The following is a 26080-nucleotide window of genomic DNA, read 5'->3' as shown; positions in this document are numbered from 1 at the left end:
GAGCTTATATATATTTAGGGTCTTTATATTGGCTGACCCCATTTGAACTGTTTTTATAATCTCAGGGATCGGACTCCTTCTGAAAATTCGTAATATTTTCTTTATTTTCTTGACGTTTCGTAAATCAGGAATAAGTTATATTAAGGATATTAAACAAATCAGCAATATCTGTTGATGTTTCTTATACTTGAGGCAAGTGATTGCTTTCATCAGTGGCGGGTCGCCAGATTTTCGGAATCCAGTCTGGAGTCTGGGGATCATGGGGATCACTGTCACGCTAAGGACTAGAGGAATTTCTAGTTCCCGTCTCTGGATAAACTAACCCAGCACAAAACAGCCCTCGGTTTTGTTTGAGGGATTGACGGGAATCTATAAGGTAGGGGAAAACTGGCCGCAAGACCGTTGAACGGGGTTGCTCGCGCCCCTAATGTGGGTATGGGATTGTAGCCCCTGAGTCGGCTTAATCTGACTCCGCGTTGGGTCTAAGCCTTAGCGCTTTAAGCTGGAGACTTCAAGGGGTTTCGCAAACTCCCCAGAACGTCCTTTTAGGAATTCGTGAGGGGGGATGGAATACTTCACTAAATCGGCTAGGTCTTGTAGTTGACTAATGGCTTCTGCTCCTTCGAGCTTCATTAATTCCCGATCATCTCGCATCTCTGTCCAGGTGATCCCATAGTCTGACACCAAGAAACGGATTAGATGATCTTCCCCTAAGCTGACCATGAAAGAAGCGCTGTTCATCTCACTGCCACAGGTGTAACAGGATGCTAAATAGCCTTGATTCTCTAACACTGTGGCCAGTGCTTGGAGATTCATGACTAAATCCCGAACAAATTGGCGGTGTTGCTGTGCAAGTCGTAGAAACACGGTTTGTCCTCCAAACACCAAGAGTTATTGTATAACTTTTAACACTTTCTTAAGATTTTGTCTCCCTGTCTGATTGGTACTCAGTGAATTTGTAGCGGTCTGGCTTCTCCACTCGGAGACGGAAGCAAATGGCAGAAATCACGCGCCACACAAAACTGTCGGGCGAAAATGCAATGTCCCTGTTGGTGTGTTCAATGTACATTCCCAGTGTACCTTAACTCCTATCCATATTTGTGTTTCTTTGTCAATATTGTGAGAATTTCTTGAACCTCCCATCGCTGAAAGCGAGGGATTCCCATATAGACTCTTATCTAGACCGAAGTCCCCGACAGAACGCCATGACTGGGCTGTTTGACCACGGGCGCACCGACCGCAGTTAATCCACGCTGTTTTACTATCATTGAAGCAGCAACATCCCGATCCACGGTGTAGCCACATTCAGAGCAAGAGTGAACCCTTTGAGAGAGTTCTTTCTGACCTGTATGGGTTCCACATTCAGGACAAACTTGAGAGGTATAGTCTGGATTGACCTTGGCAAAATATGTATCCGTTTGAGAGCAAACATATTGCAAGATAGTAAAGAATTGACCTAAACCCATATCTAGAGACTGCTTACAGAATAGTCCTCTACTCCAAGCTGTGAAGTTAATATCTTCAACAAATACCATCCCGACTCCATCACAGAGTTGATGGGCTAACTTGAAATGGTAATCCTTTCTTCTGTTGGCTACGGCTTCATGTAATAGAGCGATCCGATGCTGTAGCTTCTGCCATTTATTAGAACCTTTGTTTTTATTCCTAAGCCTTCTTTGTAGTAATTTAATCTTACGCAGTGCTTTATCTAAAAACTTCGGCTAGGAAGAATCAAACCATCGGAAGTTGCCAGCATACTTTGAATCCCAACATCAATCCCCAAAGCGTGACCATGAGGTATTGGGGTTGGGATATTAACATCAAGCTCAATTGCTAAGTTGACATAGTAACCCGATGCTTTCTTGATTACTTGAACTTGTTTGATCTTAAAACCCTCTGGAATATCCCGTGACTTGACAAACTTAACTTCCCCCAATAGAGGCATCTTTAGCTTGTTACCATTGACTTCAATTCTGCTACTAACTAAATTAAAAGACTTCATGTTCCTCTTGAAGCGAGGAAAGCCTAGTCCCTTGCTTTTCATGTCGTTAAACGCCCGATCTAATTTCCGCAATGTTTGCTGCATCGCTTGGGCATTACCAGACTTAAGGAAATCGTTAGTCTTTTTAGCTTGGGTTAAATTGGCAGATTGAGTATGGTAGTTAGGATATTCAAAGGGAGCAACAATATATTCAGAACGAATAGAGCAAGCGTTGACCTGACAACTACGACTGTTATACCAAAGCTTTCTTTGAGCCAAAGCATAGTTCCAAACAGATTGGCAGACAGTTAAATTTAATTCGATCTTCTCTGTCTGCTCTTTGGTTGGAATTATCTTATAGTTGTAAGTAAGGTTAAGCATTCAATTCTTGCTCATTGCTAGTAAGATTATAGCACAATTTTACAATTTGGGGTATGCTGTTGTAACATTTCGTAATTCATGCCGTCGATAAAATCGAGGGTCTTCTTCCGACGATCAAGATAAAAAACTTCAAATTTATCAGGGTAGGGGTTCAGATTGGGGGATTAGGCGAGAACTAAATTATCCCGGTGGATGACGGTTTCTGTTCCCATGTAGCCGAGGATTTTGGGGATTTGGTCGGAGCGGAGGCCTTGTATTTGCTGGATTTCTGTGCTGTTGTAGTTGACGAGGCCGCGGGCGATTTCGTTACCGTTGCGATCGCACAACTGAACCGCATCAGACACTTGAAACTCCCCCTCAGTTTGGGTAATCCCCGCCGCCAGTAAGGATTTCCCCCCCTCACAAATGGCTCGCACCGCCCCATCATCTAAATACAATTTACCCATTGCCACTAAGCCGTAAGCAATCCAGCGTTTGCGGGCGTTTTCTGGTTGAGGTTGGGGTTCAAACTGGGTGCCAATCTGCTCCCCTTGGAGAACTTTAGGTAAATAACCGGGTTTTTGACCGTGGGTGATGACGGTTCTCACCCCGGCGCTGGTGGCAATGCGGGCGGCGGCTAACTTAGTGGCCATCCCCCCGGTTCCCCACGCGGATCCCTTGTTCCCGGCTTCCACTTGCAGGGTAGCCAGTTCCGAGGCCGAGACTTCAATAATGGGGTGTGCGTCGGGTGAGGAACGGGGATCTGCCGAATAGAGCCGATCTACATCAGTGAGTAGGAACAACCAATCGGCCTCAACTAAACTGGCGACGAGGGCAGAGAGGGTGTCATTGTCACCGAATTTCAATTCATCCACGGCGACGGTATCATTTTCATTCACAATGGGGATCACGCCCAATTCAAAGAGTTCTTGAAAGGTGTTGTAGGCGTTGACATAGGAACTGCGCTGCATGAGATCCCGCCGAGTGAGTAGGATTTGCGCAATGGGTTGTTTGAGGTTACTAAACAGGTCATCGTAGATGCGCATTAAGCGTCCTTGTCCCACGGCGGCGATCGCCTGTTTCCTCGCCATAGTCCGGGGGCGTTCCGGCAAGTTGAGACGACGGCACCCAATCCCCACCGCTCCGGAAGAGACTAACACGACGCGATTATGTTGTTCTCGTAACTCTGTGAGGGTTTCTACTAAGCTGGCAATATTGGAGAGGGCTAAACGCCCGGTGTCGGGATGGGTGAGGCTCGATGTGCCTATTTTAACAACAAGGGTTTCAGGCATGGGGGGACGTGGGGAGCAGGGAACGGGGAGCAGGGGAATAGTGAATAGCCAAAACTTTTTTATTTTAGTAGGGAACGGGGAGCAGGGGAATAGTGAATAGCCGAAACTCTTTTATTTTAGGGAACAGGGGGGAGAGTTCCCGGATTCCCGATTCCCGACTCCCGACTCCCGATTCCCGACTCCCGACTATTCCCTATTCCGGCAATTGATACTGATCTACAATGCGCTGGGCATATTCAGGGACATGATGGGGGAGTTTTTCCGGGTAATTCCGTTTTACATAGAGATAATTCCGGGTGAAGTGGGAATCAATGGAAAAACGAGCATATTCTAACCCTTTGGGGCCAATTTTATCGATCACAACCCCCATGAGTTTAGCCGCCCACATGGGGAGCGTCACGCCCTTATCGTAGGCGGGAATGCTCTGTTGTACGGCTTGTTTGCGATCGCCCTTAGAAAACACCCCTTGGGTATCCAATTGATCCTGCACCAGATTGAGCATTTCTCGCCCCGTCTCATTGCGCACCACAATCCACTGCCAGCCAAAAGGCGCGCCCATATAGCCCACCACCAAATCAGCCAAGGAGTTCACATAATCAAAACAAGTCATACAGGAAGGGGCAAATACATCCTTAAGTTCCTTCGTATTCAAGCCAAAAAACGGCACCAACTCCTCAGATCCGTCCTCATGTTTGAAATGAACGCGGAAATCCTGCATAAACTCGTAATGCACCACCGTATCCGGTGATTTACTCGTTGTTTCTAGAAATTTCTGCAACCCAGCCCGACTCACATTATCCACACAGGGCGTTCCCAGCACATAGAGTTTTTCTAACCCCAGTTCCGACTGAACAGCGCGCAGGGCTTGGATTTGACAGCCCACCCCAATCACTAACAACCGCTTCATTCCCGACTGTTCAACCTGTTCTAAAACCGAGAGATTGGGCGACAGAGTGGGTTTATTCACCTTCGCCGCTAACACTTCCTCCGGGGTGCGGGCAATTACAGGCATGGGGCCAAACCGATCATCGGGTTTATTCTGTACACACACCACCCCCTCTACTAAGCCCTGAGTGAGCATTTCACAGGCAATGGTGCTAACAATCCCCGTCCACTGCGCCCCCTCAATGGGTTGTTTTTTGCGGGCGGCCATCATGTCTTGATGTACCCCGAAGTAGAGATCATCGGACTTTTCTAAATTGCGCGATCGCCCGTGAGCTTGTTCCTCCAACGCCGCAATCTGTTGATTGAGGAACGCACAGGCCTCTTTAACATAATGGATATAGTAAGTATCACACAGCCCACACTCGCTACAGAGTTCCTTCGCAGGGGGGCGGCTTCCCGGTTTCAGGGCTTTAGATTTTTGGTGTTTTGGAATAAGAGAGGTCATTTAAAAAAAAGGTTTATCAAAAAAAACATTTGACGGCGCAGTGTCCGAAGCTTCCCCAAAGGGGTTAGAGCGCGGGGGCTTCTGTGGGTTTAGCTTTCCCACCCGGGCGCTGTTCTGTCTCCAGCACACTCCGCCAACAGACGATGAATATTTTAGCTCATCGTCGGGAAGCCGAGCACTGTACGAATGTCAGTGTCGGGATGAAAGACGGTTAATTGAGGGGTTCGATGCCCCGAAAATTAACCAACAATCATTTACTAGCGAGTGATGATTTATCCCTAGATATTGTATAATAGGTTCATGTCAATAAGCTACTATGTAAGGATTCAGGTGGCAGAGTAACCGTTGTACAGGCTGAAGTCATCCGAGACGAGCACTCCTTCAAATCGCTCACCTAATAGTTTGACTAATTCTGCTCTTGAACGGGTGTCCGCCGCGTGGAAACTGTTGCGGTCGTACCACTTCATAACGGTCTATTCTGCCCAATCCTTTCCTTGTCTTGCCCACATGACCGGGCTGCCCACCCGGTTTCCTTTTCCCTTCTTTGGCTTGCTCCTTTTCTGCTGCTTGGCGTTCCGACCGTTTGTGGATGTCGCTTGATGGCGGTTTTGATGAACTCTGGCTATCGCTGCTGGCGTTGTTCTTGAGCCGCTCTATCTCCGCGACTAATTGCTCGATTATCCCTCGTTGTCGCAGCACAAAATCTACCAGCACCTCTGAAGTGGCTCGTGTCAATTGCTCTCGCTCAATAGGTGGGGGAATCTCGATAGGCTTCATGATGTCACCTTAGTCGCTTTTCGCCTTTTGTCAACCCCCCCCACCTGAATTCTTACCTCAAAAATTACCCTTGACAACCAGTAACATATAAGTTACTGTCGATTTAGCATGAAAGTCCAAGAATACATTAGGGAGGATGACTCAAATCCTTATCAGAAATGGTTTGATAGTCTGGATGCCAAAGCTGCTGCAAAGGTGGCAGTTGCCAAGTCTCGTCTAGAGCAGGGTAATACATCCAGCATCAGGTGGTTCGATGGAATCGGCGAGTACAAAATTGATTGGGGGCCAGGGTATCGGATTTACTTGGCTCAAGATGGTAAGCAACTCATTATCCTATTTGGAGGTGGCACGAAAAAAGGTCAAGATGCAGATATTAAGCAAGCTATAGCACTGTACCAAGAGTATAAAAGGCGCAAGAAAGAGGCTGATAAAGCAGTGAAACAAGAAGAAACTAAAAGTAAGAAAAGAAAGAAGAGGTAAAAATCATGGCATTAACAAGAGACTTCAAGGAAACAGTTAATGCGCGAGTTCAACGAGATCCTGAGTTTGCAGCAGCTTTACTTGATGAAGCTGTTTCTCTTTTCCTCAACGGTGAACCAAAAACTGCAAGACTCATATTAAGAGATCTTGTCAATGCAACCGTGGGCTTTGAAGAGTTGGCAGTTGAAACATCTAAGCCGAGCAAAAGTCTTCACCGGATGTTGTCTGCAAAAGGTAATCCGACGATGGATAACCTAACTACCATTCTCAATGTCCTTCGTAAAGAGTTGCGTGTAGATATCAAAGTTCAAACTGTTTCTTGTGCCTAAAACTGATGTTTATGATGAAAATATATCAGTTGGCGGTGAGGCAAACCTAAATTTGTTCGGTTCTTTTTACCAGTGATTGAAGCTGTGAATGCGACTAACCAAGAGATTGAGAAGGTTAAAAATTTAGAGCTACGGACGGTGATCATCTCGCCCGTGAATGCGGGCAAATTTACGATCACTAATACGATATGATTTTTATCAACCAAAAGTTTGTCAAGGAGGTTTAAGTATGCCCAATCCAGATCATTATTTAAGAGAAGAAAACCTTCAATAATTTCTTCAATCAATATTCAATACTTTGGTCGGGCAAAAGGTTATCAATTTTTTTAATCTAGAGGAGAATGCAGATGATAAACTGCGACAAAAAATCTTGAGCGAAGGTTTACAAGAATTAGCACAAGAGTCAGCTTTGTCTAGGATAAGTAAGCTTAGAGAAATCATTATCTCAATCGAAAATTGGTATAATGATGAAGTAACTAGGTTCATGAAACACTCTGCTAAAGAACAGGGTATTGCTGATTTACAAAGGTGGATGAAATCCTAGAAAGAGGAATCATGGATTCTTTCAACGGTGCAGAGCCACTTCAGTTATTTGAAAATGTTGGAAAATGATTACTTGGAGTCAGCAATGAAGCTAAAAGCAATGCTTGATGAAAATGATAATTTTTGGACAGTCACTGCAAACGTAGTTATGGGTGGAGTAAAAGGCTGGCTTAATCCTGCGTATGGAATTACTGAAGGGGTGAAAGCATTGATGGGTCAAGATGATGTTAGTAAAAAAAACAACGCTACGGTAGATGATTTTTTTAAAGTTTTTGATAAGCTTTGTGAATGTATTGATTTGCTTAATGAGAGCATAGTTGAACTTGTCTTTGCGAAAGGATGGAATCAGGAAATTAGTTTATTCTCAACCAGGCTTGATGAGTATAATCTCTCTAATTAATCTCTGTAAATTCGGCTTTTAACTCAAAATCTAAATTGGGTAGTCGTGCATAAGTAGTGACATCAGAGGACACAAAGAATTGTGGGTTGCATCAGACCGGATCAATGATGATATGAGGGGTCAAACTGTGTCTGACCCACCGCTTACTAACATAATTTCTCTGTAAGGATTCAGGTGGCAGAGTCAGGGATGAGAGAAGGCATGGAGACCTTTTCTTGAGCCGCCGCTACCATTAAGGCTTGTTTCAGGAACGTTATCACCGAACGCCCCTGAGCACGACAGGTCTGAATCACACTCAGTAACCTGGCAGTTTGGGCAAACCCTGCCATTGAACGCGACCCACCGCACACCTTTCGCTTCGTCACCGCCAACCGCAATGAGCGTTCCGCTTCTGCTGCTTGGCGTTCCGACCGTTTGTGGATGTCGCTTGATGGCGGTTTTGATGAACTCTGGCTATCGCTGCTGGCGTTGTTCTTGAGCCGCTCTATCTCCGCGACTAATTGCTCGATTATCCCTCGTTGTCGCAGCACCAAATCTACCAGCACCTCTGAAGTGGCTCGTGTCAGTTGCTCTCGCTCAATAGGTGGGGGAATCTCGATAGGCTTCATGATGTCACCTTAGTCGCTTTTCGCCTTTTGTCAACCCCCCTACCTGAATCCTTACGATTTGTGTACTTTTTGTCAGTTAAACTGCCTTAAATGAGACTCCAGTGGGTTGTAATCCTTCTGTTTGCTGATTTTCAAGTTTAGCTTGCAACGCTTCTAATCGATTATTTTGTTCAAGAGAGTAAAAACGTTCGCTACATTTTTCACAAACTAGAATATTCATCTGAATTGAGGCAGTATGTCCACCACCACAAACTGTTTCCAGAACAGATTTTTGAGCAACCGTTCCACCACAAAATGGGCAAAGGGAAATCATTGTATTCATTGGGCTATCTCCAGAAAGGCAGGCTAGGGCCTGCCGGGTAACATGACTACATTAAGATGTACTTAAGGATTTTTGTTCTATATTTGGATTTTAACAAGAGAATCACCTCCGGCGAACACGACCATCAATCCACTCCTGGCTACTGGGATGATAAACGGTGATTAAGATAGCGACTTCGTTTATCGGATCGTAGCTCCAAACGCTATGAACAGCGGTTCCCTCGCTGAGTTGACTATAAATGAGACAAGTGGGAAAGGGCTGATCATCCGGGTAGGTTTCTAAAATTTCTCCCTGTGGGATGGATTCCCATACCTGAGACACCAGAATCTTCCGTTCTTTTGCCCGCTCGCGAGCATGACGGGATACCAGTACTTGTGACTGGCTGATCGCGTTATTAAGTTGCTTAAGCATTGTTAATATAATTTAATTTATGTCACAAATTGTAACACAAAAATTCTATAACAACAAAAGCATCTTTTGTCAACCCCCCTCACATGAATCCTTACTTTTGAAGAATAAAATAGTGAACAATTAGGAAATATTGGGTGGGGGCGATCGCTCCCTCTCAACCCACCCAACCCAACCTTGCCCCCTATGCCTAAACCCGTGAATGGTAAGAGTTATTGTGACCGTTAAAATTTCCTGTTTTTTAGGCCGGCATAGTCATGCCATCCTGGACACTTTGTTTAGTGTTTTTTCTCTAAAAGCCACGCCGTTACACAGATAGCAATACTAGCAGCAATCAATAGGTATAACCCAAACCCAATATCAACTGATGCAGATAGTGCTTGAGCAAAAGCATTGTGACTTAATCCAGATTTGAGCTTATTGATTTCCACAACTTTAGCAATACCGATCAATCCTGCTATTCCAGCAGGAATTATTGCTAGTAAACGATTGCCCTGTACTAACGGAGTTGATTGTTTACCTCTGAATCCTAAAACAATTGCAGGGAGAAATAAGCATAGTGTAATCCAGCCATCACCTTGTGTACCTGAAACCGAACCTACTATTGGTGCATAAAGCCAGGGTAAAAATGTAGCAACACAACCAGCAAATCCAGAGCCAATTATTGTTAGTCTTTGTTTGTGGAATGAACCTAAAGTTTTTGTGGCAAACTCGATAGAAATTTGAGTTTTGTCAATTTTTCTATTCTCAAGAAACCACGCAGATATACACAATAATCCACTAGAAAAAATCAGTAAATATAAACCAATGCCGATGGACAAAAATTCTCCAATTACAAAAATTTTTGATAAACCAATAAAACCTGCTAATCCTGCTGGAATGACTGCAATCCAGCGAGGGTTTTCCACTAATGGAGTTAGGCGATCGCCTTTTAATGCCACAACAATTGCAGGAATAAATAAAACCAATGTGATCCATCCATCTCCTGCGGCTCCGGAGAGTGTTCCAAGAATAGGAACATATGTCCAGGGCAAAAATGTTGAAAAACATCCGGCGATCGCGGTTGTAATAATGGCTAATTTTTGGTTATGTAAAGATTGAACAATCGGTGTGTAGTTTTTGGAATTTTTGGGCTGGTGTTTTGAGGATGATTTACGGCTAACCGTGGATTGAGCTTTGGACTTGCTTTGATGTGAGCTAGCGTTGTTTATTGCTTTTGAAGAATGGGTTTTGATGGCTGGCTTTTTGATGGAGAGATTTTGATCTAAAGAATTTAATTCAATTTGGTGTTTCCATACAATTTCAGATTGTCCTTGAATGCGACCGTAGAGGCGGACTTGTTTAATGCCTTTGGGTTGTAGGTTATTGAGTGCTTTGGTGATCCACGGCACTAGCTGGGCTTGGGAGGGTGTTTTTTCAGATTCAAACAGGATGTTAAGAACCCCAGATTTTTGATTAACCTGAGTTTTAATCTGTTTGGGGGCTAACTGATGAGCAATAAGGGTCGCAATGGCCTCAATATTTCCCTCTTTCGCCCGATTAACCAATAAATCTGATTGAGTCATCATTCTCCAGATCAAAAAAACTACTCAATTAAGGTATAAGCTGCATCAAGAAAATCTGGCCCTCCCATTTCATAATATTCAATGGCAAGCTTACCAGTTTCCTTGATCATCCACCAATCCATTCCCCCTGCTACAACTGCCCCTAAAATGGGAACAATCCTACCTGCTGTTTTTTGTAGAGTTTTTTCCGCAATTTTCCGCCCGCCTAATCGCCAAATAATTCCCCTGAAAATCTTGGGAACACTTCGTAATGTATGATTCATTAATTGCTTTTCACCAAGTCTCATTGCAACTTGTGTACCATATTTCACTCCCAATTCATTAACTGCTTTCTTTCCCATATCTTTATAAGAATCAATTTTCTTGAGATTGATCAAGGCTTGTTTTATGGCAAAATCATTTTTTACCTGTTTCTGAGCTTCGGAGCAGACAAAATTCTTTAATTGATCTATTGAAGAATGTGACATTAGTAAAAATAAATCAGTTTTCATTGCACCATGATCGTTCAGTGGATACTCATATAAATGTATTAAGCAAAAAATCATATAAGCCTGAACCCTTAGATATTTAACCATATCAACTGGCAGAGCAAAAGGCAAAACAACTAGACCCCCTAAACCTCCGGGTACTGCTAATAATCCTCCCCAAAAAGATTGATCTTCAACAATTTTCTGTGCTATCTGTCGCCGTGGCAAGTTACGATATTTTAGTTTGAATTTTTGAACTCGTCTTTTGATTTCGTCCAAATAATGACTGATTATTTCATCAATCATTTTTTCGATAAAATCTTGTAGCCAGTCAATCTTAGATGGTTGGTTCATGATCATTACTCGATGTATGGTTAACCGTCGATAGCACTAGAATTCATGATTAGTGGATTGTTTAAAACACCCTTTTTTAATCATGATTCACCTTTACGATCATTAAAGATATTGAGTAAACTTTGAATGTTGATCTCACTCCAATTCATTTCTACGGCACTGTCAATTTTTAATTCGCTCTCCTTCAACTCTAGATTTAAAGCTAAACTGCTTTGAGTTTTTTGAAACAAGGCATCCAAAACCTTTAGTTGTGTCTTGGGAAGCGTGTAATAAACTTGATCACCATCAATTCTTACGCCTTGTGGTAGTAAGTGATTGGGAAGATTACCCCCTAAGAATATTTTCCAGCCTGCAATGAGAACATTATAAGCCATAGAATCTGATTTCACTTCTGGCTTATTCAATAAACGTATCTGTCCCTCCACTACATCACCCTTGATACAAAGTTTTTCAGGAGAAAAATGGATTTTTGCTTTAATTTTTCCATGCTCAATCGTAGCGATCAAACCCTCATAAGTGTCCGGTACTAAATCAGTCAACTGCTCTACCCTGGAAACCGCTTGATCACAAAGGAGTAAAACGGCATTAGGCTTCAGGACTACCTGCTTTGCTTGAGGAAAAACAGCAATGTAATTTTTTGCATAATCCTCTAACAAGCTGCCTGACTTTTGAATTACGTTTTTAAGTCGTTTTAAGGGATTCATCTGTGTATTTTTTATAAATGATCCTTGAGCGATCGCGCCAAATCTTTAGAGATGGGCAACCGATCAATTTCCTGGAGCAACGCCGATCGCGCCTCCCGTTGAGAGCGGTATTGATAGATATTCAGCAACAACTGCTCAATGCCCACCTTCGCCAGCGCATCCGCGATCAAACCCGTGATCCCCAATAGCGCAATTCCCCCCAACATTCCCCCCGGCCCCAGAAACGCCAACGCCGCCGTAATCGCCGCCGCCCCCGCTAAACCCGTCGTCGCCATCGTCACCACCAGGATGATCCCCGGCAAACCCAGAGCCGCCACCTTGCGAACCACCTCATCCATACCGCCAACCCCCAAAACAATGGACATCAACCGAACTTGAAGGCATCCTCCTAAAAAACCCTACCCACCAGCTTGAATCGCAAATTTGCCACCGTCAAGCCTGAAAAAGGCGGAAAAAGGCAGAAAAAGGCGGAATTCACTCAAACTTTATAAAGAAATAATAACGATTTGCTCAAAAAGTCGGATTTTGGCGGAAAATGACGGCTAAAATTTCAACCTGTAGGTTAATTCAAGTATGGATTGGCAAGAAATACTGCACCCAATTGACCACATCGTCCACCAACAAACTGGCAAACACCTCACCGACCTCCAGACTGCCATCCTTAAAGGCGTGCTCAAGGGTCAACGGTATGCGACCATCGCCCAACAATACGGCTGCTCCATCGGCCACATCAAAGACACCAGCTACCAACTTTGGCAAATCCTCTCCCTCGCCCTCGGTGAACCCGTCCATAAAACCAACCTGCGCACCACCCTCGAACGCCAAGCCCTCAACCTTGTCCATCCCCCATAGGCGCGATTCCGCTAATCAATGGATTGCCAGTGCTCTGCATTCACAAAACGAGATAAATGACCAACATTAGTAGTTGCAACGACTACCTTAGTTTTTTCGCTCGCCAGAAGACGCGCTTGAGCAGACAAAATAACATCACCATCTAGGGCTTTAGGATCAGCCGTAGGTTGACCAGTTTGTCGGGCTTGTGCCCATAGTTGAGCCGCTAACAACAGGGAATCTGTACTCAGTGGAATATAATCCAAAGCTTGTTTTAATTATTTTGTTACAGCAAAGAAAGCTTTGTTGAAAGCATGGGAGAAGAATTGAGAGTGAAAACGGCTTATTATTGGTATCGTCAGACCCTGCGTAACCCCCAGTATCGTTGGTGGTTGATTTTGGGCAGTTTGTTCTATCTCATCAGTCCTTTAGATTTATCTCCAGATGTGATCCCCCTCTTGGGACAAATTGATGATCTCGTCCTGCTGACGATTCTCTTCACCGAAGTCTCACAATTGATCACTGATGCCTTGCGGCCTCGTCCTCTAGAACCTCTCAGACGAGATGATGATCCTCCCACCATAAAAACTGTCGATGTGGACGCGGTGACGGTGCAGGATGACTAGGGGGGAATCTTGACCAGTTGAGGCCTAAAGTTAGAAGTCAAGGGCATGGGGAGTCGGGAGAGGGGGAACAGGGGAGTTGATACTTATTCCCTATTCCCTATTCCCTACTACCTGCTCTCATGACGACCTTTATAAAGCCCGATAACATAGCCTAAAAATCCTGCACCTAATGCCGCTTGAGAGACAAATAATAAGCTTTCAATTTCTGCACTCGGAGGCTCAAAAATTGACTCAAACCAAGGCTCGTAATCCGGTTGAATTTCTGTAATGAGTTCCTCCCCTAGTCCATCGGCTCCCTCATAGTCTCCTCGCACGAATACCAAAGGAGTTAAGGTCAAGATAAGGACGGCTAAAACAAGCCACCAGTTGCCTTGTTTGCTGGGTTTAATGTTAGATTGTGCCATGATTTATTCAAAATAGAGTGAGTGATTGTTTTGGGTCTAAGCGGGTCAAAAAATGAGCAGTTTAGACTCCATGAATAGAGAAAAATTCATTAACTTTGAGCAGGTCTTAAGAGCTTCAAGGTTTGCAGTTCTGGGGCGGCATAGGACTGTAACCAATTCCACACTAAAACCGTGAGAAAACCTTCTGTAATGGCGAGGGGAATTTGAGTGAGGGCAAAGATCCCGGCGAATTTCAGGAAGGCGGCTAAAACCCCACCACTAGCATCAGGAAAAGCAACAGCTAACTGGATTGAGGTGACTAAATAGGTGCTTAAGTTACCCAAGGCTGCGGCGCTAAAAATGCCGATTTTTTGCTGCCCTAATTTGATGGCGATTTGATAAACTCCATAAGCTACCCAAGGCCCCACAATGGCCATAGAAAAGACGTTCGCCCCCAAGGTGGTAATCCCTCCATGTGCCAATAACAGGGCTTGAAAAATTAAAACTAAACTGCCTAAAACCGTCATTACCCCTGGGCCGAATAAAATGGCTCCGAGTCCGGTTCCGGTGGGATGGGAACAACTCCCGGTGACGGAGGGTAATTTCAGGGCAGATAGAACAAAACTAAAGGCTCCGGCTAGTCCGAGGAGTAATTTTAACTCAGGATTTTGGCGGGTGATTTGCAGGAGCGATCGCAATCCCCACCCAAAAAACGGCAACGCCAACACCCACCAGAAAACCGCCCATTGCAAAGGCAAAAACCCTTCCATAATGTGCATCGCTTGGACGGGTCCGGCAGAACCGATCACTAGGTAGCCACTGAGTCCGGCTATGGCCACTAACTGCCAACTCTTATTTCTGTAATTCATCTGTACCTCGCAGATTGATTAAATTCCTTAACCCTCGGCGGGCATCCTGACTTAGGGACTCGTGACCCCTTCACAGTTGCGGGACAGTGCTGGATTTACACCAATCTTTCCCCGTTACCTCCAATGGCTGCTCCCCATTAGAACCGAATTGCATCAGTTTACCAGAAATTGGGGGTAGGGAAACCAGAAAATAACCCGAGAAAAACTCTCGGGTTTCACAGGGAATTTTAGATTTTTTTTGTATCCTAAAACACCCTTGCCTGATATACTGATGTGAGAAGTTGGGAAATCGTACAATTTTCGGAAAGTCGGAACTCCTGACTAGAGCAGGCCTGACTAAATCGGAGGGATTAACTCCCCTTACCCCAGCTTGTTAAATCAGAGCAATCAAAAACAAAGGAAGGCCGCTTAACACGCTTGTTAATTTGCCTGTAATGTTCTTCCCCCGCAAAAAACGAGGGTTTTCACAATTACTAAACTTGTCATGAAAGGTTCTATTTCTGCAACCCAGATCAAGGTCCCGATTTTGTCCGAACCATTACGCCTCGGTAGCGAAGGGCGCTTTGTGAAGGTCTTGCAACTTCAACTGGAGTCTCAAGGCTTTTTTTTAGGGCGTGTTGATGGCGTTTTCGGTAGAAATACCCTCGCTGCTGTCCGTGCCTTTCAAGCTGAGTTGGGGTTATCTATCGATGGTGTGGTAGGAGCAGCCACTTGGCGGAATTTGGGGGGAGAGTATTATGGTCGGGAAAAGGTAGTGTTTCCTGTAACTGTTTTTTCTTGAAAGAAGATTTTGTGAAAGACCCCCGAAGTCGCCCCCTTTCTGGATGAGTACCCCAGAATTGACTTGAACAAAACTAGGGACGCACTCCCCCATCTCGCGGAACGCGGGTGGGGAGTGCGTTTTGCTGGGATGAGTGGGAAGGGAAACCCTAATCAGCCAATTGTAGGAGGGCAAAGAGGAGTGGCAGTTTGTAGGCTGTAGTTGTTAGGCTGAAATCAGTGACTGCACCGAGACTCAACTTCTATTATGACCTTTCTGAATTCTTTATCCTCTTTGACCAGCAAAACACCTTTTGAGAAGTTGGGCTTATCTGTTCCCCGTTGGGGTGAAAAACAGAGGACTCACGACTATCGCAAAGGGATTAATCGCGATCGCTATATTTTTGAGCAAGTTCCCCATAGTTCCGAGGCCTACATCACAGCCTATAATGCTGTGCCGCGAACGGGAGATCATTTGTTGATTCCGGTGGGGGAGGAAACCCTCTGCTATCGCGTGGCTGTGGTCGAATCCTATTACAACCCTAATTTTGTTTGGACGGCTTTGTTAATCCAAGTGAGGAGTTGATTAATTCCCGGTTGACTTTGCTCAACCAATCTGATAGGGTTATATTGCCAGTGGGGAACTAAGTTCCCTTCAAGGCAGTCTAGGTTTAAATATCTAGGGTGGAGTTTCTGGAATCAACAACACCCGGAATTAACCTCCTCTGGAATTAACAACCTAGCAAGTTTCCATTCAACTTATTAAAATCACCAGTTTCCTAGATGAATTTCCCCAGCGCGAGCTACTTTTATTTTTGGTTTAGACAGGTTCACCGAGGGTGAGTCCCGTTTAAGCTGGCGAAAGCAAAAGGGAAAACTCGGTGAACCGCAAGCACTCTAAAGAGTCTGCGGTTTTTTGCTTTTTAGGGGGTTATCCCCAAACACCCGTTCATCACAGAGACACCTATGATCATCGCTGCTCCTTGTTGGTTTTTTGGTTTTTATTTTACTTGGCCTACTGGATAGTCCGAGCGTAGATCCTGTTGTCTCTCCCTCTTGCTCGGACTGTGATTCCGAGCTTTTTTTGTTTCATTATTCATGCTTTAAGGAAGGTTCACACCATGTCTCAGACTCAACTGATTGCTAAACAACACGACCACGATATGACCTTAGTTTCCCTGTCCTCTGAGGTGGTATTCGGGGGGGAAGAAGTGGTGATTATTGGCGGGCCTTGTTCGGTGGAAAGTCAGGAACAAATGGACACCGTAGCTGAAACACTGAGCGCCGCTCCTGTCCAAGCGTTACGGGGCGGCGTTTATAAGCCTCGCACCCTGCCCTACTCCTTCCAAGGGTTAGGTCATGAGGGGTTAGACATTTTAGCGCGGGTGCGTAGGCAGCACCAGATTCCGGTGGTTACGGAAGTGATGGCGATCGCACAAATTGAAGAACTCGCCGAGGTTGCCGATATGCTGCAAGTTGGCAGTCGCAATATGCAGAACTTCGACCTCCTCAAAGCCCTCGGCCAGGCCGGAAAACCCATCCTACTCAAGCGAGGATTAGCGGCGACCATTGAGGAATTCCTAGGGGCGGCGGAATATATTTTGAGTCATGGCAACCCCCAAGTCGTGTTATGTGAACGGGGAATCCGCAGCTTCGATAATTTCACTCGTAATGTCTTGGATCTCGGGGCTGTAGTTGCCCTGAAACAACTCACCCATTTACCCGTGATTGTAGACCCCTCCCACGCCGTTGGGAAGCGGGAATTAGTCGCTCCCTTGGCGAAGGCGGCGATCGCCTGTGGAGCCGATGGGTTAATCATTGAGTGCCACCCCGAACCCGAAAAATCCATTTCTGATGCTCGTCAAGCCCTCTCCCTAGAAGATATGGTCGCCCTCGTCCACCGTTTACAACCCGTTGCCTCTGCCATTGGTCGCTCCGTGAGAACTACTCCGGAGCGACCATTATTAGCGGCTTAATTCCACTTCCGGGGGCAGTGCGTTCGCCTTCTGTTGACGGCGTAGCGCCTGCTGTTGTTGGTCCAAGGCAAAATGGGGGGAATCTCCCACCCCCGTTAAACTGTAGCTAAAACTCAACAACCGCAGCCACAGCCCCGGATAATTCGGCTCTAACCACCCTTGCAGCCCTGCTAAAACTTGAGGCAACCAACCGCGAAACGCCCAAGCAATGAGGGAATCTAGCCCAAACCAGAAATAACTGCCCAGCCAACGGATAAAATCCTTTGCCCCGGCCTGTTCCCAAATCCAAGGAATGAGCGCCGGATTCATAAACGCCGCCTTTAGTGCCAAACGGTTAAACGTCAGCCAGTTAAAACGGTCTTTAATAAACGTATCCGCCACCTCGTAGGGTTCATTAGCCAACAAGCCGAAAAAGGTGTTTAACATGGCATTAATCCGTTCTGGGGGTAGAATTTGCCCCGTCGGTACCATCATCCCCTTAGAAAAGAGCCAAGTCACCGCGATATTACTCTGATAGGCGCGGATTTGGTTCAAGTGTTGGGCTTGGAGTAAATCCTGTTGGAGGGCAACATCTAATAAATGGGTGAGACGGCCTAAATTGCGCACCAGAGAGCCAAATCCGGTAAACACCAGGGGGGATTGTAGGGAAGCCGCATCCCCAATCGCTAATAGCCGATCAAACGCCACCTTGCGATCGCCTCCTCCCACCGTAAAATGACCCGGAATATAGCCAAACGTCGCCTTTTTCCAGACCAACTGTTCCGGGTCACAGCGTCGATATTCCGGCAAAATTGAGAAAAAGTCCTCATACATCTCCAACAACGACCCCGGATTTTCTGGGTTAACTTGGTGATAGTGGAACAGATAGAGGGTTAAATTATCCTCCTCAATAGGGAACAACTCCCAAATCAATTGGCGGCCGCGGGAAATATCCCCATGAGAGTTCAGCACATCCCCATATTCAGGATTCCAAACTTGGGGGGAAATCCCCGATAAAACCGCCCCCACCGTCGGACAGACACTATCAAAAGCCCGTCCGCCGTTGAGTTGCCAAGCAATGGGCGAAGCCGTCCCCATCGCATCAATCAGCAAGCGTCCCGTCACCGTTTTAGTCATCCCCGTCTCCAACGCCGTTGTGTGGACTTGTACCCCCGTTTCCCCAATCTCCACCCGAGAAAATTCCGTAAAATCCCAAATTTCGCCCCCGGCCGCCCTTAACTTTTCGCCACAGAGTTTTAATAATTTCCCCGAATCCACCGCAATATTTAACACCGTTGGCGTGTAGAGAATATTGGCTTTTAAATGGGGGGGATTATTGCCATCAAAGAATTTACTGAACCCATCCCGATATTCTCGTGCAATAATGGACTCAAACTCATCCGGTGTAAAGAGTCCCAAATCGATTAAACTCTGGAACTCTGCCCTAGAAATATTCCACTCTCGGTTCATGCGACCGAAGCCCAGACGTTCCACTACAAGGACGTTGTAGCCCCGCCCAGCCATCACGGCGGCATGAATGACCCCTAACGCCCCTCCGATATAAATTAGGTCATATTCGGGGGCAAGGGTTTGAGAGTTGGTTAAGGGAAAAACAACCGATTTCGGATTTTGTGGGGTGCAAACACTTTCCCGCCAGCGCTTCTCCCACCAGTAAGCCCGTTGTAAATCCTGTTCCCCTTGGGGCATTTTCTGGAAAAAATGCACCGTTTGGGGGTAGTAGGGCGCAAGGGCGCTAAAAATAGACTGTTGACTCAGATCGATATCCGGCGGCGCTGGATAGCGTTGCGGGAATTGTTGTCTGAGATCCGCTTCCAGCTTCCCTAACAGCCGACGTTCTTGGGGTAGGGGGATTTTCCCCCAACGAAACACCTTAAGGTAGGTGGTACGCTGGACTGACCAGAGGAAAATGGAGAGTTCAGTTTCTGGAATCCTTTCCCCCGGTTGTGAAGATTTGTGGGGGAATTGCCAGCGAACACCATCGGGAGTGTTAAGTTTCTGTCCAAGTTCTGGCCGCCATTGGTCATGGAGCCAAGCTAACACCGCTTGAGTTTCCGGTGTCGGAAGTTCAATATACAGGAGTTCTTTCATCGGGGTTCTTTTCACTAACCAGAGCGTGGGGATTACTTAAGGATCACAAAGTCGTAAAATCCTTAAAATGTGTTAAAGAAAGTTTACACTGTTGCCGTTGCCGATTTGTTGTTAAATCACTAGGGTGAATCAGGATTCGCCATGAATTATCCCATTCCTAAGAGTTCAGAAGAAATGCAAGCCCTCCAGCACCGTCCGGTGAATGAGGAGTTAGTCGCGGCGGCGATCGCCGGAGTGATCCAAATTGCCCGCGCCCAAGGAAAATCCCTCTCCGATCTCACGGCAGAGGTCTTGACTGATCATAACCTGCTCGATGGCGCTCAACGACGTTGGCTGAGTGAATTAGTCACTCATGCTTGGTATAGTTTGCCATTAGGGGAATAATCCGGGATAAGGATTCTGTTTTCTAGAAAGCACCCATACTGTAGGACGGTGCTGAGTCGCTTTTAGGTTGGGGAGTGTCAATGGAACAGGACAAAATCGTTAAATAAGTTTCCCTCGATTCATCAGGCAACAGTCTTAGCTGTTGATGTTGTAAATCCAATTCAATGCCCAGAGCTTCAAGAGGAATAACCCCGAGCAACGGATCTCTACCACCGGGCAGTTCTAAGCACTCAAACGTGCCTTCTCGTCCCATAAGAGCAATCTTAGCATCTTGAAAAATTCGGGCTTTGCTAAAGCCATTAGCGGTTGCCACATCGACTTCTTTGAGAAGTTTTAGCCCCAATGTTAGAATCACTTGACTGGGTAGACAGAGGGTTGTTGCTCCAGTATCAACTAGAACATTTTTGAGCTGGATGGAACGCACTTGATCTGATGGAATTCGACCATCTTCGGCGTTGGCTTGATCAATGCGATTAATAACCTTTAAATCAGTCAGAATTCTTCCCATTGCTGATGGTTTAGCCACGAACTAATCCTCTTTATTACTCATACTAATTGATCAAAAATTGTCCCTCACGTCGGCGGACGAAATTGGGGTTCAATGACCTTAACTAACCATTCCCGAGGTAGAAAGCGCGGTACATTGATTAAAAGCTTATTCGCCCAACCTGTCACAATCACAGGGTCTTGCCGTTCCACAGCCCTTAAAGTGGCCGCGACAACGGATTCCGGGGTGGCGACGTTTTGGGACTGGTCAGGACGGAGGCGAGGGTCAAACCCGGCAACCTCAAAAAAGCGGGTTTGCGTGGGTCCGGGACAGATGGCTGTTACCAACACCCCTTGATCTTGATTTTCCGCCCAGAGTGCCTCACTAAACTGGAGAACAAAGGCTTTTGTGGCGGCATAGAGGGAGAGGTAGGGCATGGACCAAAAGGCAGCAATGGAGGCAATGTTGAGAATAACTCCCTGTTTTCGGGCGACCATTTGGGGCAGGACTTGATGGGTCATGTCTACTAGAGCGGCGATGTTCAATTGTACCATTTGCTGTTGTTTGCGGCGATCGCTTTTAACAAAAGGACCATAATCACCAAATCCGGCGTTATTGATCAGCCAATCAATCGCCCAGTGGTGGGTTTCCACTTGTTGCAGCACCTGATCCACCCCATCGGGGGCGGTCAAGTCTTGGGCAATAACGAGGACTTGAATCCCGTATTCTCGGGTCAATTGAGTGCCTAGGTCTTCGAGTCGGTCTTGAGAACGGGCGACCAAAATTAGGTTAAAGTTTCTCTGGGCGAGGGCGCGGGCATAGGCTGCCCCTAAGCCAAAGGATGCACCTGTAATGAGAGCAGTGGACATCTTAAAAACGGATTTGTACGGTGGCAAGACGGCGATCGCGAGCAAAGGTAATTTCAGCCCCTCCCGGACGACTATTGAGGAAGGAGAGGAGATCCCGAATATCATGGACACGACGGCGGTTAATGGCAACAATGCGATCGCCCGGTCGTAACCCCAAACGAGCCGCCAGAGAACCTTGGTGAACCTGTTGGATGACTAAATCAGAGGTGATAGCAATGCCTAAACTGTGGCGACTGTCACGACTTGGAGCCGGGGGGCGCGCTTGGGGTTGTCGTTGGGGTTGTCGGGCTAGTTCAACGGCGACGTTGCGGGCTTGGGCAATGCGATCGCGGTGTTGATTAATAAAGCCCTGTGCCGCTTCTGCACTGGTGGCAAAGCCGATGCCAATATTGCCCCCCCCTGTGCTTAAAATCGCCTTATTCACCCCAATTAAGTGGCCTTGGGAGTTCAAGAGTGGCCCCCCAGAATTGCCCTGATTAATGGCGGCATCGGTTTGTAAGTCCCCGTTGGGGGCAATGCGGCTTAAAATCCCTGTGGTGAAGGTTCCCGCCAAGCCAAAAGGACTCCCAATGGCATAAACTTCCTGACCGACACGAATCTCCCGGGAAGTGGCTAAAGGAATAGTGGGGAATCGTCGGTCGGCAATAATTTGTACTAAGGCTAAATCATTGCCACGGTCTAAGGCTAACACTTGTCCACGATGGCGTTGACCATCGGCCGTGATGACTAAAACCACCCCTTGTCTCGCCCCAGATATCACATGATGATTGGTTAAAACTAAGCCCTGTTCCTGAATGATACTCCCTGACCCTGAACCGTTCCCCATGTCAATCGTGACCACGGCCGGACTGGCTTTCTCGTACACCTGAATCCGGGTCTGTTCTGTCGGATTAAACTTAGGAGTAGCGGCAAAGCTAGGCTGTGTAAAGCTGAGGGCAGCCCAGCTAGATTCTTTGCCCATTGGGGGGGCTGCGACTAAACAGCAGGATAAGGCACAGGCGAATAAATAAGCAGGTTTCATGGCTCTAACTCTTCCCACGTTGTTTAGGAATGCGCTGGATGATTTGATGCTAATTTTTTTGATGGTTAGAATGAATCAACTGTTCCCCGGACTCAAACCATGCGACTTAAACCTTGGCAATGGATTGTTTTAATTACGCCCATTACGGTGATGGTTCTGTTCCTGCTCATTGCGGCCGGAACACAAATCCATGATTGGGGGCTGAATTGGATTTGGGCGGTTTTCACGCTTCTTTTCGTGGGCTGGCGTTGGTTATTAGTGCGCTGGACTAAATCCCTGCCTAGCTCCCTCGAAACGCCCCTGGTCGCTTGGGAACAAAGTCTAGACTCGCCCACCTTCACCCCAGAACGCCGGGATGAGGCATCAGAACGGGTGGAACAAGTCCTAGAGGATATTCTAGCCCAAGCTCAAGGCGATCGCCCGCTCTGGGAGGATATGGCGACCTTTTGGGGACGTTGTGGGGAGGTGGTGGTGCAGGTGGCGCAAGTTTATCATCCCCAAGTCCAATATCCCATCCTCAATATTTACATTCCCCAAGCCTATGGTTTAATGCGCAGTACCGTTGAAGATGTAGACCGTTGGATGGAACAGTTAAGTCCGGCCTTAAATCAAGTGACGGTGGGACAAGCCTATCAAGCTTATGCTCTCTATCAAAAATTAGAACCTTCTGCCCGGAAAGTGTGGCGGGTCTGGAATTGGGCGCAATGGCTCCTCAATCCGGCGGCGGCGGCGGCCCGGCTGGCGAGTCAGGGGACGAATCAAAAGGCCACTCAGCAACTCTTGGTCAATTTGGGGCAAATGGTGCGAGAAACGGCGCTGCGCAATTTAGCCCGTCAAGCGGCGGCACTCTATGGGGGACAAGATGCGCCGAATCTAGCAACGGCTTCTCCTACCCCCAGTCTGGCGAAGGCGAAAACGACCACCTTACAGGCGATTTTAGAGGCGGCAGAACCGACGGAACAATTAGACCAAAAGCCCTTGAATTTGTTGTTTATGGGGCGCACGGGGGCGGGGAAAACTAGCTTAATTAATAGCTTGTTTGAAGCCCAACAGGGGGAGGTGGATGTGTTACCCAGTACGGATCAAATTAAACGTTATCACTGGGAAACCCCCCAAGGGGATAGTCTCATTTTGTGGGATACACCGGGTTACGAACAGGTGAACCAACCTAAATTTCGGGCTTGGGTGTTGGAGGCGGCGCAGGAGTCGGATTTGTTGCTGTTGGTGACTCCGGCCTTAGACCCGGCGTTACAGATGGATGGGGATTTATTGCAGGAGATTCACGCCACAGCCTCGGATTTGCCTATTTTGGGGGTCGTGACTCAGGTAGACAAGTTGCGCCCTCTGCGGGAGTGGGAGCCGCCCTATGATTGGCAAAACGGCGATCGCCCCAAGGAAAAAAATATCCGGGAGGCGACGCTATACCGGGGGGAACAGTTGGCGGGGTTTTGTGGGCAAGTCCTGCCTGTGGTGACTCAAGATTGGCAGACTGGGCGCGCCCCTTGGAATATAGAGGCGCTATCTCTGACCCTGTGGGAGGCGATCGCACCCACCCAACAAATCCGTCTGGCTCGTTTTTTGCGCGATCGCGAAACCCGGATTATCGCCACCGCCAAACTCATCGACCGTTACACCCTACAAATGACCACCACCCAAGGCCTCACCGCCCTCCTTAAAAGCCCCATTCTTCAGTTTCTCTCCACCCTGACCACCGGATCCCCGACCTTAGCCTATTTACTCGCCGAACAGATCCCCGTGGAACAATTACCCGTAGTGATTGGTAAGTTACAACTAGCCTATGATCTCTATAGTTTGTTAGGGAGCAAGAACGCCCAAAGTCCCTCCTTTGATTTGTTAGCCCTCTGGCCGTTATTATTGGCCAGTAGCGATCGCCCTGACCAAGAAGCTTGGGCTTTTGGTCATGCGTTAGTCGAGTATTGGACGCAATCTTTAAGCTTGGATCAAACCGAACAGCGTTATCAACACTATTTGAAAGGTCTGCAATGAGGTTCTCGTTTCTCTTCTAGACACCAGAGGGTCTATGGGGGCGATCTCATTCAAGGGGCGCAACAGTATCTAAGGCTGGCTGAAAAACTCTCCTCTGATAAGAAAAAGAATGAATCGAGAGAGCAACATCAATGCCAAAGATGAGATGCTCGATTTGATTTATTCACCTAAAATCTTGAACCCCATGATTAGTGAATTAGACCGAGTTGTTTTAAAAAGATTGCCGGGAACTCCCCATCCCCTCGTGGGTGGGGATGAAAGGCCAGTCAATCAAGCGGTTCAATGCCGCGCAGATTGACAATAATCTATCGGTCTTGCCATTAATCCTTTTTGTGTTAAACTTGGAGAATGAGAAGTGTTGTTAAGGTCAGAATCTATCCAACCACTGAGCAGCAAGTAGCCTTGTCAAAGGCGTTTGGCTGTGCTAGGTGGTGGAACTACGCTCTAAACCTGAACAATGAAACCTACAAAGCAACCGGGAAGGGATTGTCAAGACAGGGGTATAACGACCGCTTACCAGCACTCAAAAAGGAGTTTCCTTGGTTGGCCCAATGTTATTCCCAAGTTCTCCAGTCTGTATCCCTGAATCTTTCTCGGGCGTTTATCAGCTTCTTTGAGGGAAGAGCTCAATATCCCAACTTCAAGAGCAAGCATGGTAAGCAATCAATCCAGTATCCGCAGCACGTCAAGTTGTTGGATAAAGCGATTAAATTGCCTAAAATCGGTGATGTCAAAGCAAAATTTCATCGTGTTTTTGATGGTAAGCTGAAGACCGTTACCGTCAGCATGAGTAGGACGGGCAAATACTCCGCCTCTTTGCTTTTTGACGATGGACTACCTAAACCTGAAATAAGCGGCCAAGGTAAAGCGGTTGGGATTGACCTAGGGTTAGCCCATTTTGCCATTACGTCTGATGGTTCTAAATTTGATAATCCCAAACCGCTCAAGAAGAGAGAGAAAAACCTGAAACGCAAGCAGCAAAAGTTATCCCGTAAACAGAAGGGTTCAAAGCGTCGGGCTAAAGCAAAACGTATCGTAGCGCGAGTGCATGAGCGGATTGCTAACACTCGCAAAGACTTCCAGCACAAACTCTCCCGCCAATTGGTGAACGAAAACCAAGTCATCGTTGTGGAAGACCTGGCCGTCAAAAACATGGTGAAAAACCACAATCTAGCCAAAGCGATTTCAGATTGTGGATGGTCAGAATTCACCAGACAGTTAAAGTACAAGGCTGAAAAAGACGGGAAAACCTATCTAGAAATTGGTCGGTTTTTCCCGTCCAGTAAGACTTGTCATGTATGCCTCAATCAGATTGATAGTCTGCCTCTTGATGTTCGTAGTTGGGAATGCCCCAATTGCCAAACCCAACAGGACAGAGACGTAAATGCAGCTATCAATATTCGAGATGAAGGCTTACGAATATTATCGTTGGGAACCAGCGATACTGCCCAAGGAGGCAATGTAAGACCAAAGCGGGGGCGTAAGTCATCCGTAGAGGCGGTTGCTGTTGAGTTGGGAAGCCCCGTCCCCTTGTGGGCGGGGTAGTTCACCCGTAGATTTACCGGACTATGATTTAAAATCCGGCGATATAGGCACTGTTGTCTTAGTCCATCAAGAAGGTTTGGGCTATGAAGTAGAATTTATGACGATTGCCGGAGAAACCATTGCGATTGTTTCTCTCCTGAGTTCTCAAGTACGGGGAATTGGAGACAGAGAAATCGCTCAAGCGCGGGGTTTAGCATCCTCGTGACGCGCACTTAAGCCAAGTCATAAGGAGAACAGTTGAAAACAATTTGAATC

Annotated in this window: 33 protein-coding genes, 1 pseudogene and 1 riboswitch; of the genes and pseudogenes, 14 read left to right on the top strand and 20 right to left on the bottom strand. The window is 46.7% G+C overall.

Annotated features, from left to right (window positions below):
* Positions 1-489: 489 nt before the first annotated feature.
* From SPI9445_RS26200 to SPI9445_RS28850, 5 genes and pseudogenes are all read right to left on the bottom strand, one after another.
* Complete coding sequence (locus SPI9445_RS26200; protein ID WP_052646684.1) at positions 490-867, bottom strand: DUF1815 family protein; 378 nt, start codon at positions 865-867, stop codon at positions 490-492.
* 311 nt (positions 868-1178) lie between these two features.
* A pseudogene (locus tag SPI9445_RS32215) lies at positions 1179-2362 on the bottom strand (RNA-guided endonuclease InsQ/TnpB family protein).
* Between the two features lie 164 nt (positions 2363-2526).
* Positions 2527-3633: a glutamate 5-kinase gene (proB, locus tag SPI9445_RS0118940; RefSeq protein ID WP_017306351.1), complete on the bottom strand. Its 1107-nt coding sequence runs from the start codon at positions 3631-3633 to the stop codon at positions 2527-2529.
* Positions 3634-3826: 193 nt separating this feature from the next.
* Entirely contained in the window at positions 3827-5023 is a 1197-nt protein-coding gene (locus SPI9445_RS0118930; protein ID WP_017306349.1) for a Coenzyme F420 hydrogenase/dehydrogenase, beta subunit C-terminal domain, read from the bottom strand.
* Between the two features lie 390 nt (positions 5024-5413).
* On the bottom strand, positions 5414-5800 hold the full coding sequence (locus SPI9445_RS28850) for a DUF6444 domain-containing protein (protein WP_017306348.1): 387 nt from the start codon (positions 5798-5800) through the stop codon (positions 5414-5416).
* Positions 5801-5908: 108 nt separating this feature from the next.
* On the opposite strand from SPI9445_RS28850, the gene SPI9445_RS0118920 reads away from it, so the two are divergent.
* Both SPI9445_RS0118920 and SPI9445_RS0118915 read left to right on the top strand, forming a co-directional pair.
* The gene (locus SPI9445_RS0118920) at positions 5909-6280 is read left to right on the top strand and encodes a type II toxin-antitoxin system RelE/ParE family toxin (protein WP_017306347.1); all 372 of its coding nucleotides are present in this window, start codon (positions 5909-5911) and stop codon (positions 6278-6280) included.
* A 5-nt stretch (positions 6281-6285) separates the two neighbouring features.
* The gene (locus tag SPI9445_RS0118915) at positions 6286-6609 is read left to right on the top strand and encodes a helix-turn-helix domain-containing transcriptional regulator (protein WP_017306346.1); all 324 of its coding nucleotides are present in this window, start codon (positions 6286-6288) and stop codon (positions 6607-6609) included.
* Here SPI9445_RS0118915 and SPI9445_RS0118910 read toward each other — a convergent pair.
* A complete protein-coding gene (locus SPI9445_RS0118910) occupies positions 6606-6896 on the bottom strand; it encodes a hypothetical protein (protein WP_017306345.1) in 291 nt (96 codons plus the stop codon). The two genes, SPI9445_RS0118915 and SPI9445_RS0118910, sit on opposite strands and share 4 nt — an antisense overlap.
* 11 nt (positions 6897-6907) lie before the next feature.
* Here SPI9445_RS0118910 and SPI9445_RS0118905 point away from each other — a divergent pair, with 11 nt between their 5' ends.
* A complete protein-coding gene (locus SPI9445_RS0118905) occupies positions 6908-7153 on the top strand; it encodes a hypothetical protein (protein WP_017306344.1) in 246 nt (81 codons plus the stop codon).
* An 84-nt stretch (positions 7154-7237) separates the two neighbouring features.
* On the top strand, positions 7238-7552 hold the full coding sequence (locus SPI9445_RS0118900) for a hypothetical protein (protein WP_164674558.1): 315 nt from the start codon (positions 7238-7240) through the stop codon (positions 7550-7552).
* Positions 7553-7722: 170 nt separating this feature from the next.
* On the opposite strand, the gene SPI9445_RS32210 is transcribed toward SPI9445_RS0118900, so the two are convergent.
* The 7 genes from SPI9445_RS32210 to SPI9445_RS0118865 all read right to left on the bottom strand — a co-directional run bounded on the left by SPI9445_RS32210 (position 7723) and on the right by SPI9445_RS0118865 (position 12345).
* On the bottom strand, positions 7723-8160 hold the full coding sequence (locus tag SPI9445_RS32210; RefSeq protein WP_017306342.1) for a DUF6444 domain-containing protein: 438 nt from the start codon (positions 8158-8160) through the stop codon (positions 7723-7725).
* Between the two features lie 76 nt (positions 8161-8236).
* On the bottom strand, positions 8237-8482 hold the full coding sequence (locus SPI9445_RS0118890) for a DUF8054 domain-containing protein (RefSeq protein ID WP_017306341.1): 246 nt from the start codon (positions 8480-8482) through the stop codon (positions 8237-8239).
* Between the two features lie 102 nt (positions 8483-8584).
* A complete protein-coding gene (locus SPI9445_RS0118885; protein WP_017306340.1) occupies positions 8585-8893 on the bottom strand; it encodes a DUF4258 domain-containing protein in 309 nt (102 codons plus the stop codon).
* Between the two features lie 275 nt (positions 8894-9168).
* Positions 9169-10458 carry a hypothetical protein gene (locus SPI9445_RS0118880; RefSeq protein ID WP_164674557.1) on the bottom strand — a complete coding sequence of 430 codons (1290 nt, stop codon included), beginning with the start codon at positions 10456-10458 and terminating at the stop codon, positions 9169-9171.
* Between the two features lie 17 nt (positions 10459-10475).
* The gene (locus SPI9445_RS0118875) at positions 10476-11276 is read right to left on the bottom strand and encodes a hypothetical protein (protein ID WP_164674556.1); all 801 of its coding nucleotides are present in this window, start codon (positions 11274-11276) and stop codon (positions 10476-10478) included.
* A gap of 80 nt (positions 11277-11356) precedes the next feature.
* Positions 11357-11980 (bottom strand): hypothetical protein, encoded by a 624-nt coding sequence (locus SPI9445_RS0118870; RefSeq protein ID WP_017306337.1) that lies wholly within the window; start codon positions 11978-11980, stop codon positions 11357-11359.
* An 11-nt stretch (positions 11981-11991) separates the two neighbouring features.
* Positions 11992-12345, bottom strand: coding sequence for a hypothetical protein (locus SPI9445_RS0118865; protein WP_017306336.1), 354 nt, complete (start codon positions 12343-12345; stop codon positions 11992-11994).
* Positions 12346-12553: 208 nt separating this feature from the next.
* On the opposite strand from SPI9445_RS0118865, the gene SPI9445_RS30765 reads away from it, so the two are divergent.
* Positions 12554-12832 carry a helix-turn-helix domain-containing protein gene (locus tag SPI9445_RS30765; protein WP_083883561.1) on the top strand — a complete coding sequence of 93 codons (279 nt, stop codon included), beginning with the start codon at positions 12554-12556 and terminating at the stop codon, positions 12830-12832.
* An 11-nt stretch (positions 12833-12843) separates the two neighbouring features.
* Here the strand turns inward: SPI9445_RS30765 and SPI9445_RS0118855 are convergent, their stop codons facing one another.
* Entirely contained in the window at positions 12844-13077 is a 234-nt protein-coding gene (locus tag SPI9445_RS0118855) for a PIN domain-containing protein (protein WP_071525311.1), read from the bottom strand.
* A gap of 66 nt (positions 13078-13143) precedes the next feature.
* Between SPI9445_RS0118855 and SPI9445_RS0118850 the strand changes: the two genes are divergently transcribed.
* On the top strand, positions 13144-13437 hold the full coding sequence (locus tag SPI9445_RS0118850) for a YkvA family protein (RefSeq protein WP_202803731.1): 294 nt from the start codon (positions 13144-13146) through the stop codon (positions 13435-13437).
* A gap of 107 nt (positions 13438-13544) precedes the next feature.
* Here SPI9445_RS0118850 and SPI9445_RS0118845 read toward each other — a convergent pair whose 3' ends face one another.
* Both SPI9445_RS0118845 and SPI9445_RS0118840 read right to left on the bottom strand, forming a co-directional pair.
* Positions 13545-13841 carry an energy-coupling factor ABC transporter substrate-binding protein gene (locus tag SPI9445_RS0118845; protein WP_017306332.1) on the bottom strand — a complete coding sequence of 99 codons (297 nt, stop codon included), beginning with the start codon at positions 13839-13841 and terminating at the stop codon, positions 13545-13547.
* 89 nt (positions 13842-13930) lie between these two features.
* Positions 13931-14689: an energy-coupling factor ABC transporter permease gene (locus SPI9445_RS0118840; RefSeq protein ID WP_017306331.1), complete on the bottom strand. Its 759-nt coding sequence runs from the start codon at positions 14687-14689 to the stop codon at positions 13931-13933.
* Positions 14690-14708: 19 nt separating this feature from the next.
* A riboswitch (cobalamin riboswitch) is annotated at positions 14709-14852 on the bottom strand.
* 363 nt (positions 14853-15215) lie between these two features.
* Here SPI9445_RS0118840 and SPI9445_RS26180 point away from each other — a divergent pair.
* From SPI9445_RS26180 to aroF, 3 genes are all read left to right on the top strand, one after another.
* Entirely contained in the window at positions 15216-15470 is a 255-nt protein-coding gene (locus SPI9445_RS26180) for a peptidoglycan-binding domain-containing protein (protein ID WP_164674555.1), read from the top strand.
* 246 nt (positions 15471-15716) lie between these two features.
* Positions 15717-16034, top strand: coding sequence for a hypothetical protein (locus SPI9445_RS0118830; RefSeq protein WP_017306329.1), 318 nt, complete (start codon positions 15717-15719; stop codon positions 16032-16034).
* Between the two features lie 484 nt (positions 16035-16518).
* On the top strand, positions 16519-17424 hold the full coding sequence (aroF, locus tag SPI9445_RS0118825; RefSeq protein ID WP_083883613.1) for a 3-deoxy-7-phosphoheptulonate synthase: 906 nt from the start codon (positions 16519-16521) through the stop codon (positions 17422-17424).
* Here aroF and SPI9445_RS0118820 read toward each other — a convergent pair.
* Positions 17413-19512 (bottom strand): NAD(P)/FAD-dependent oxidoreductase, encoded by a 2100-nt coding sequence (locus tag SPI9445_RS0118820; protein ID WP_017306327.1) that lies wholly within the window; start codon positions 19510-19512, stop codon positions 17413-17415. The genes aroF and SPI9445_RS0118820 overlap by 12 nt on opposite strands.
* A 141-nt stretch (positions 19513-19653) precedes the next feature.
* On the opposite strand from SPI9445_RS0118820, the gene SPI9445_RS0118815 reads away from it, so the two are divergent.
* Positions 19654-19896 carry a hypothetical protein gene (locus SPI9445_RS0118815; protein WP_017306326.1) on the top strand — a complete coding sequence of 81 codons (243 nt, stop codon included), beginning with the start codon at positions 19654-19656 and terminating at the stop codon, positions 19894-19896.
* Positions 19897-19918: 22 nt separating this feature from the next.
* Here SPI9445_RS0118815 and SPI9445_RS26175 read toward each other — a convergent pair whose 3' ends face one another.
* From SPI9445_RS26175 to SPI9445_RS30760, 3 genes are all read right to left on the bottom strand, one after another.
* Complete coding sequence (locus SPI9445_RS26175; RefSeq protein ID WP_017306325.1) at positions 19919-20404, bottom strand: aspartyl protease family protein; 486 nt, start codon at positions 20402-20404, stop codon at positions 19919-19921.
* 65 nt (positions 20405-20469) lie between these two features.
* Positions 20470-21252, bottom strand: a complete 783-nt coding sequence (locus SPI9445_RS0118805; RefSeq protein ID WP_017306324.1) for an SDR family NAD(P)-dependent oxidoreductase — start codon at positions 21250-21252, stop codon at positions 20470-20472.
* Position 21253: 1 nt separating this feature from the next.
* Positions 21254-22273: a S1C family serine protease gene (locus SPI9445_RS30760; RefSeq protein ID WP_017306323.1), complete on the bottom strand. Its 1020-nt coding sequence runs from the start codon at positions 22271-22273 to the stop codon at positions 21254-21256.
* Positions 22274-22372: 99 nt separating this feature from the next.
* Here SPI9445_RS30760 and SPI9445_RS0118795 point away from each other — a divergent pair, with 99 nt between their 5' ends.
* The 4 genes from SPI9445_RS0118795 to SPI9445_RS0118780 all read left to right on the top strand — a co-directional run bounded on the left by SPI9445_RS0118795 (position 22373) and on the right by SPI9445_RS0118780 (position 26030).
* Positions 22373-24280 carry a GTPase family protein gene (locus tag SPI9445_RS0118795; RefSeq protein WP_017306322.1) on the top strand — a complete coding sequence of 636 codons (1908 nt, stop codon included), beginning with the start codon at positions 22373-22375 and terminating at the stop codon, positions 24278-24280.
* Between the two features lie 109 nt (positions 24281-24389).
* Positions 24390-24578, top strand: a complete 189-nt coding sequence (locus tag SPI9445_RS0118790; protein WP_017306321.1) for a hypothetical protein — start codon at positions 24390-24392, stop codon at positions 24576-24578.
* Positions 24579-24628: 50 nt separating this feature from the next.
* Positions 24629-25825 (top strand): RNA-guided endonuclease InsQ/TnpB family protein, encoded by a 1197-nt coding sequence (locus SPI9445_RS0118785; protein ID WP_017306320.1) that lies wholly within the window; start codon positions 24629-24631, stop codon positions 25823-25825.
* A complete protein-coding gene (locus tag SPI9445_RS0118780) occupies positions 25788-26030 on the top strand; it encodes a DUF4926 domain-containing protein (RefSeq protein ID WP_017306319.1) in 243 nt (80 codons plus the stop codon). The genes SPI9445_RS0118785 and SPI9445_RS0118780 overlap by 38 nt, the downstream gene beginning before the upstream one ends.
* Positions 26031-26080 lie beyond the last annotated feature (50 nt).

It is taken from the genome of Spirulina subsalsa PCC 9445 (assembly GCF_000314005.1).
In the GTDB taxonomy this organism is placed as follows: domain Bacteria; phylum Cyanobacteriota; class Cyanobacteriia; order Cyanobacteriales; family Spirulinaceae; genus Spirulina_A; species Spirulina_A subsalsa.
Note: the sequence above shows the minus strand (reverse complement) of the source record. Positions and strands in the feature narration are given on the sequence as shown.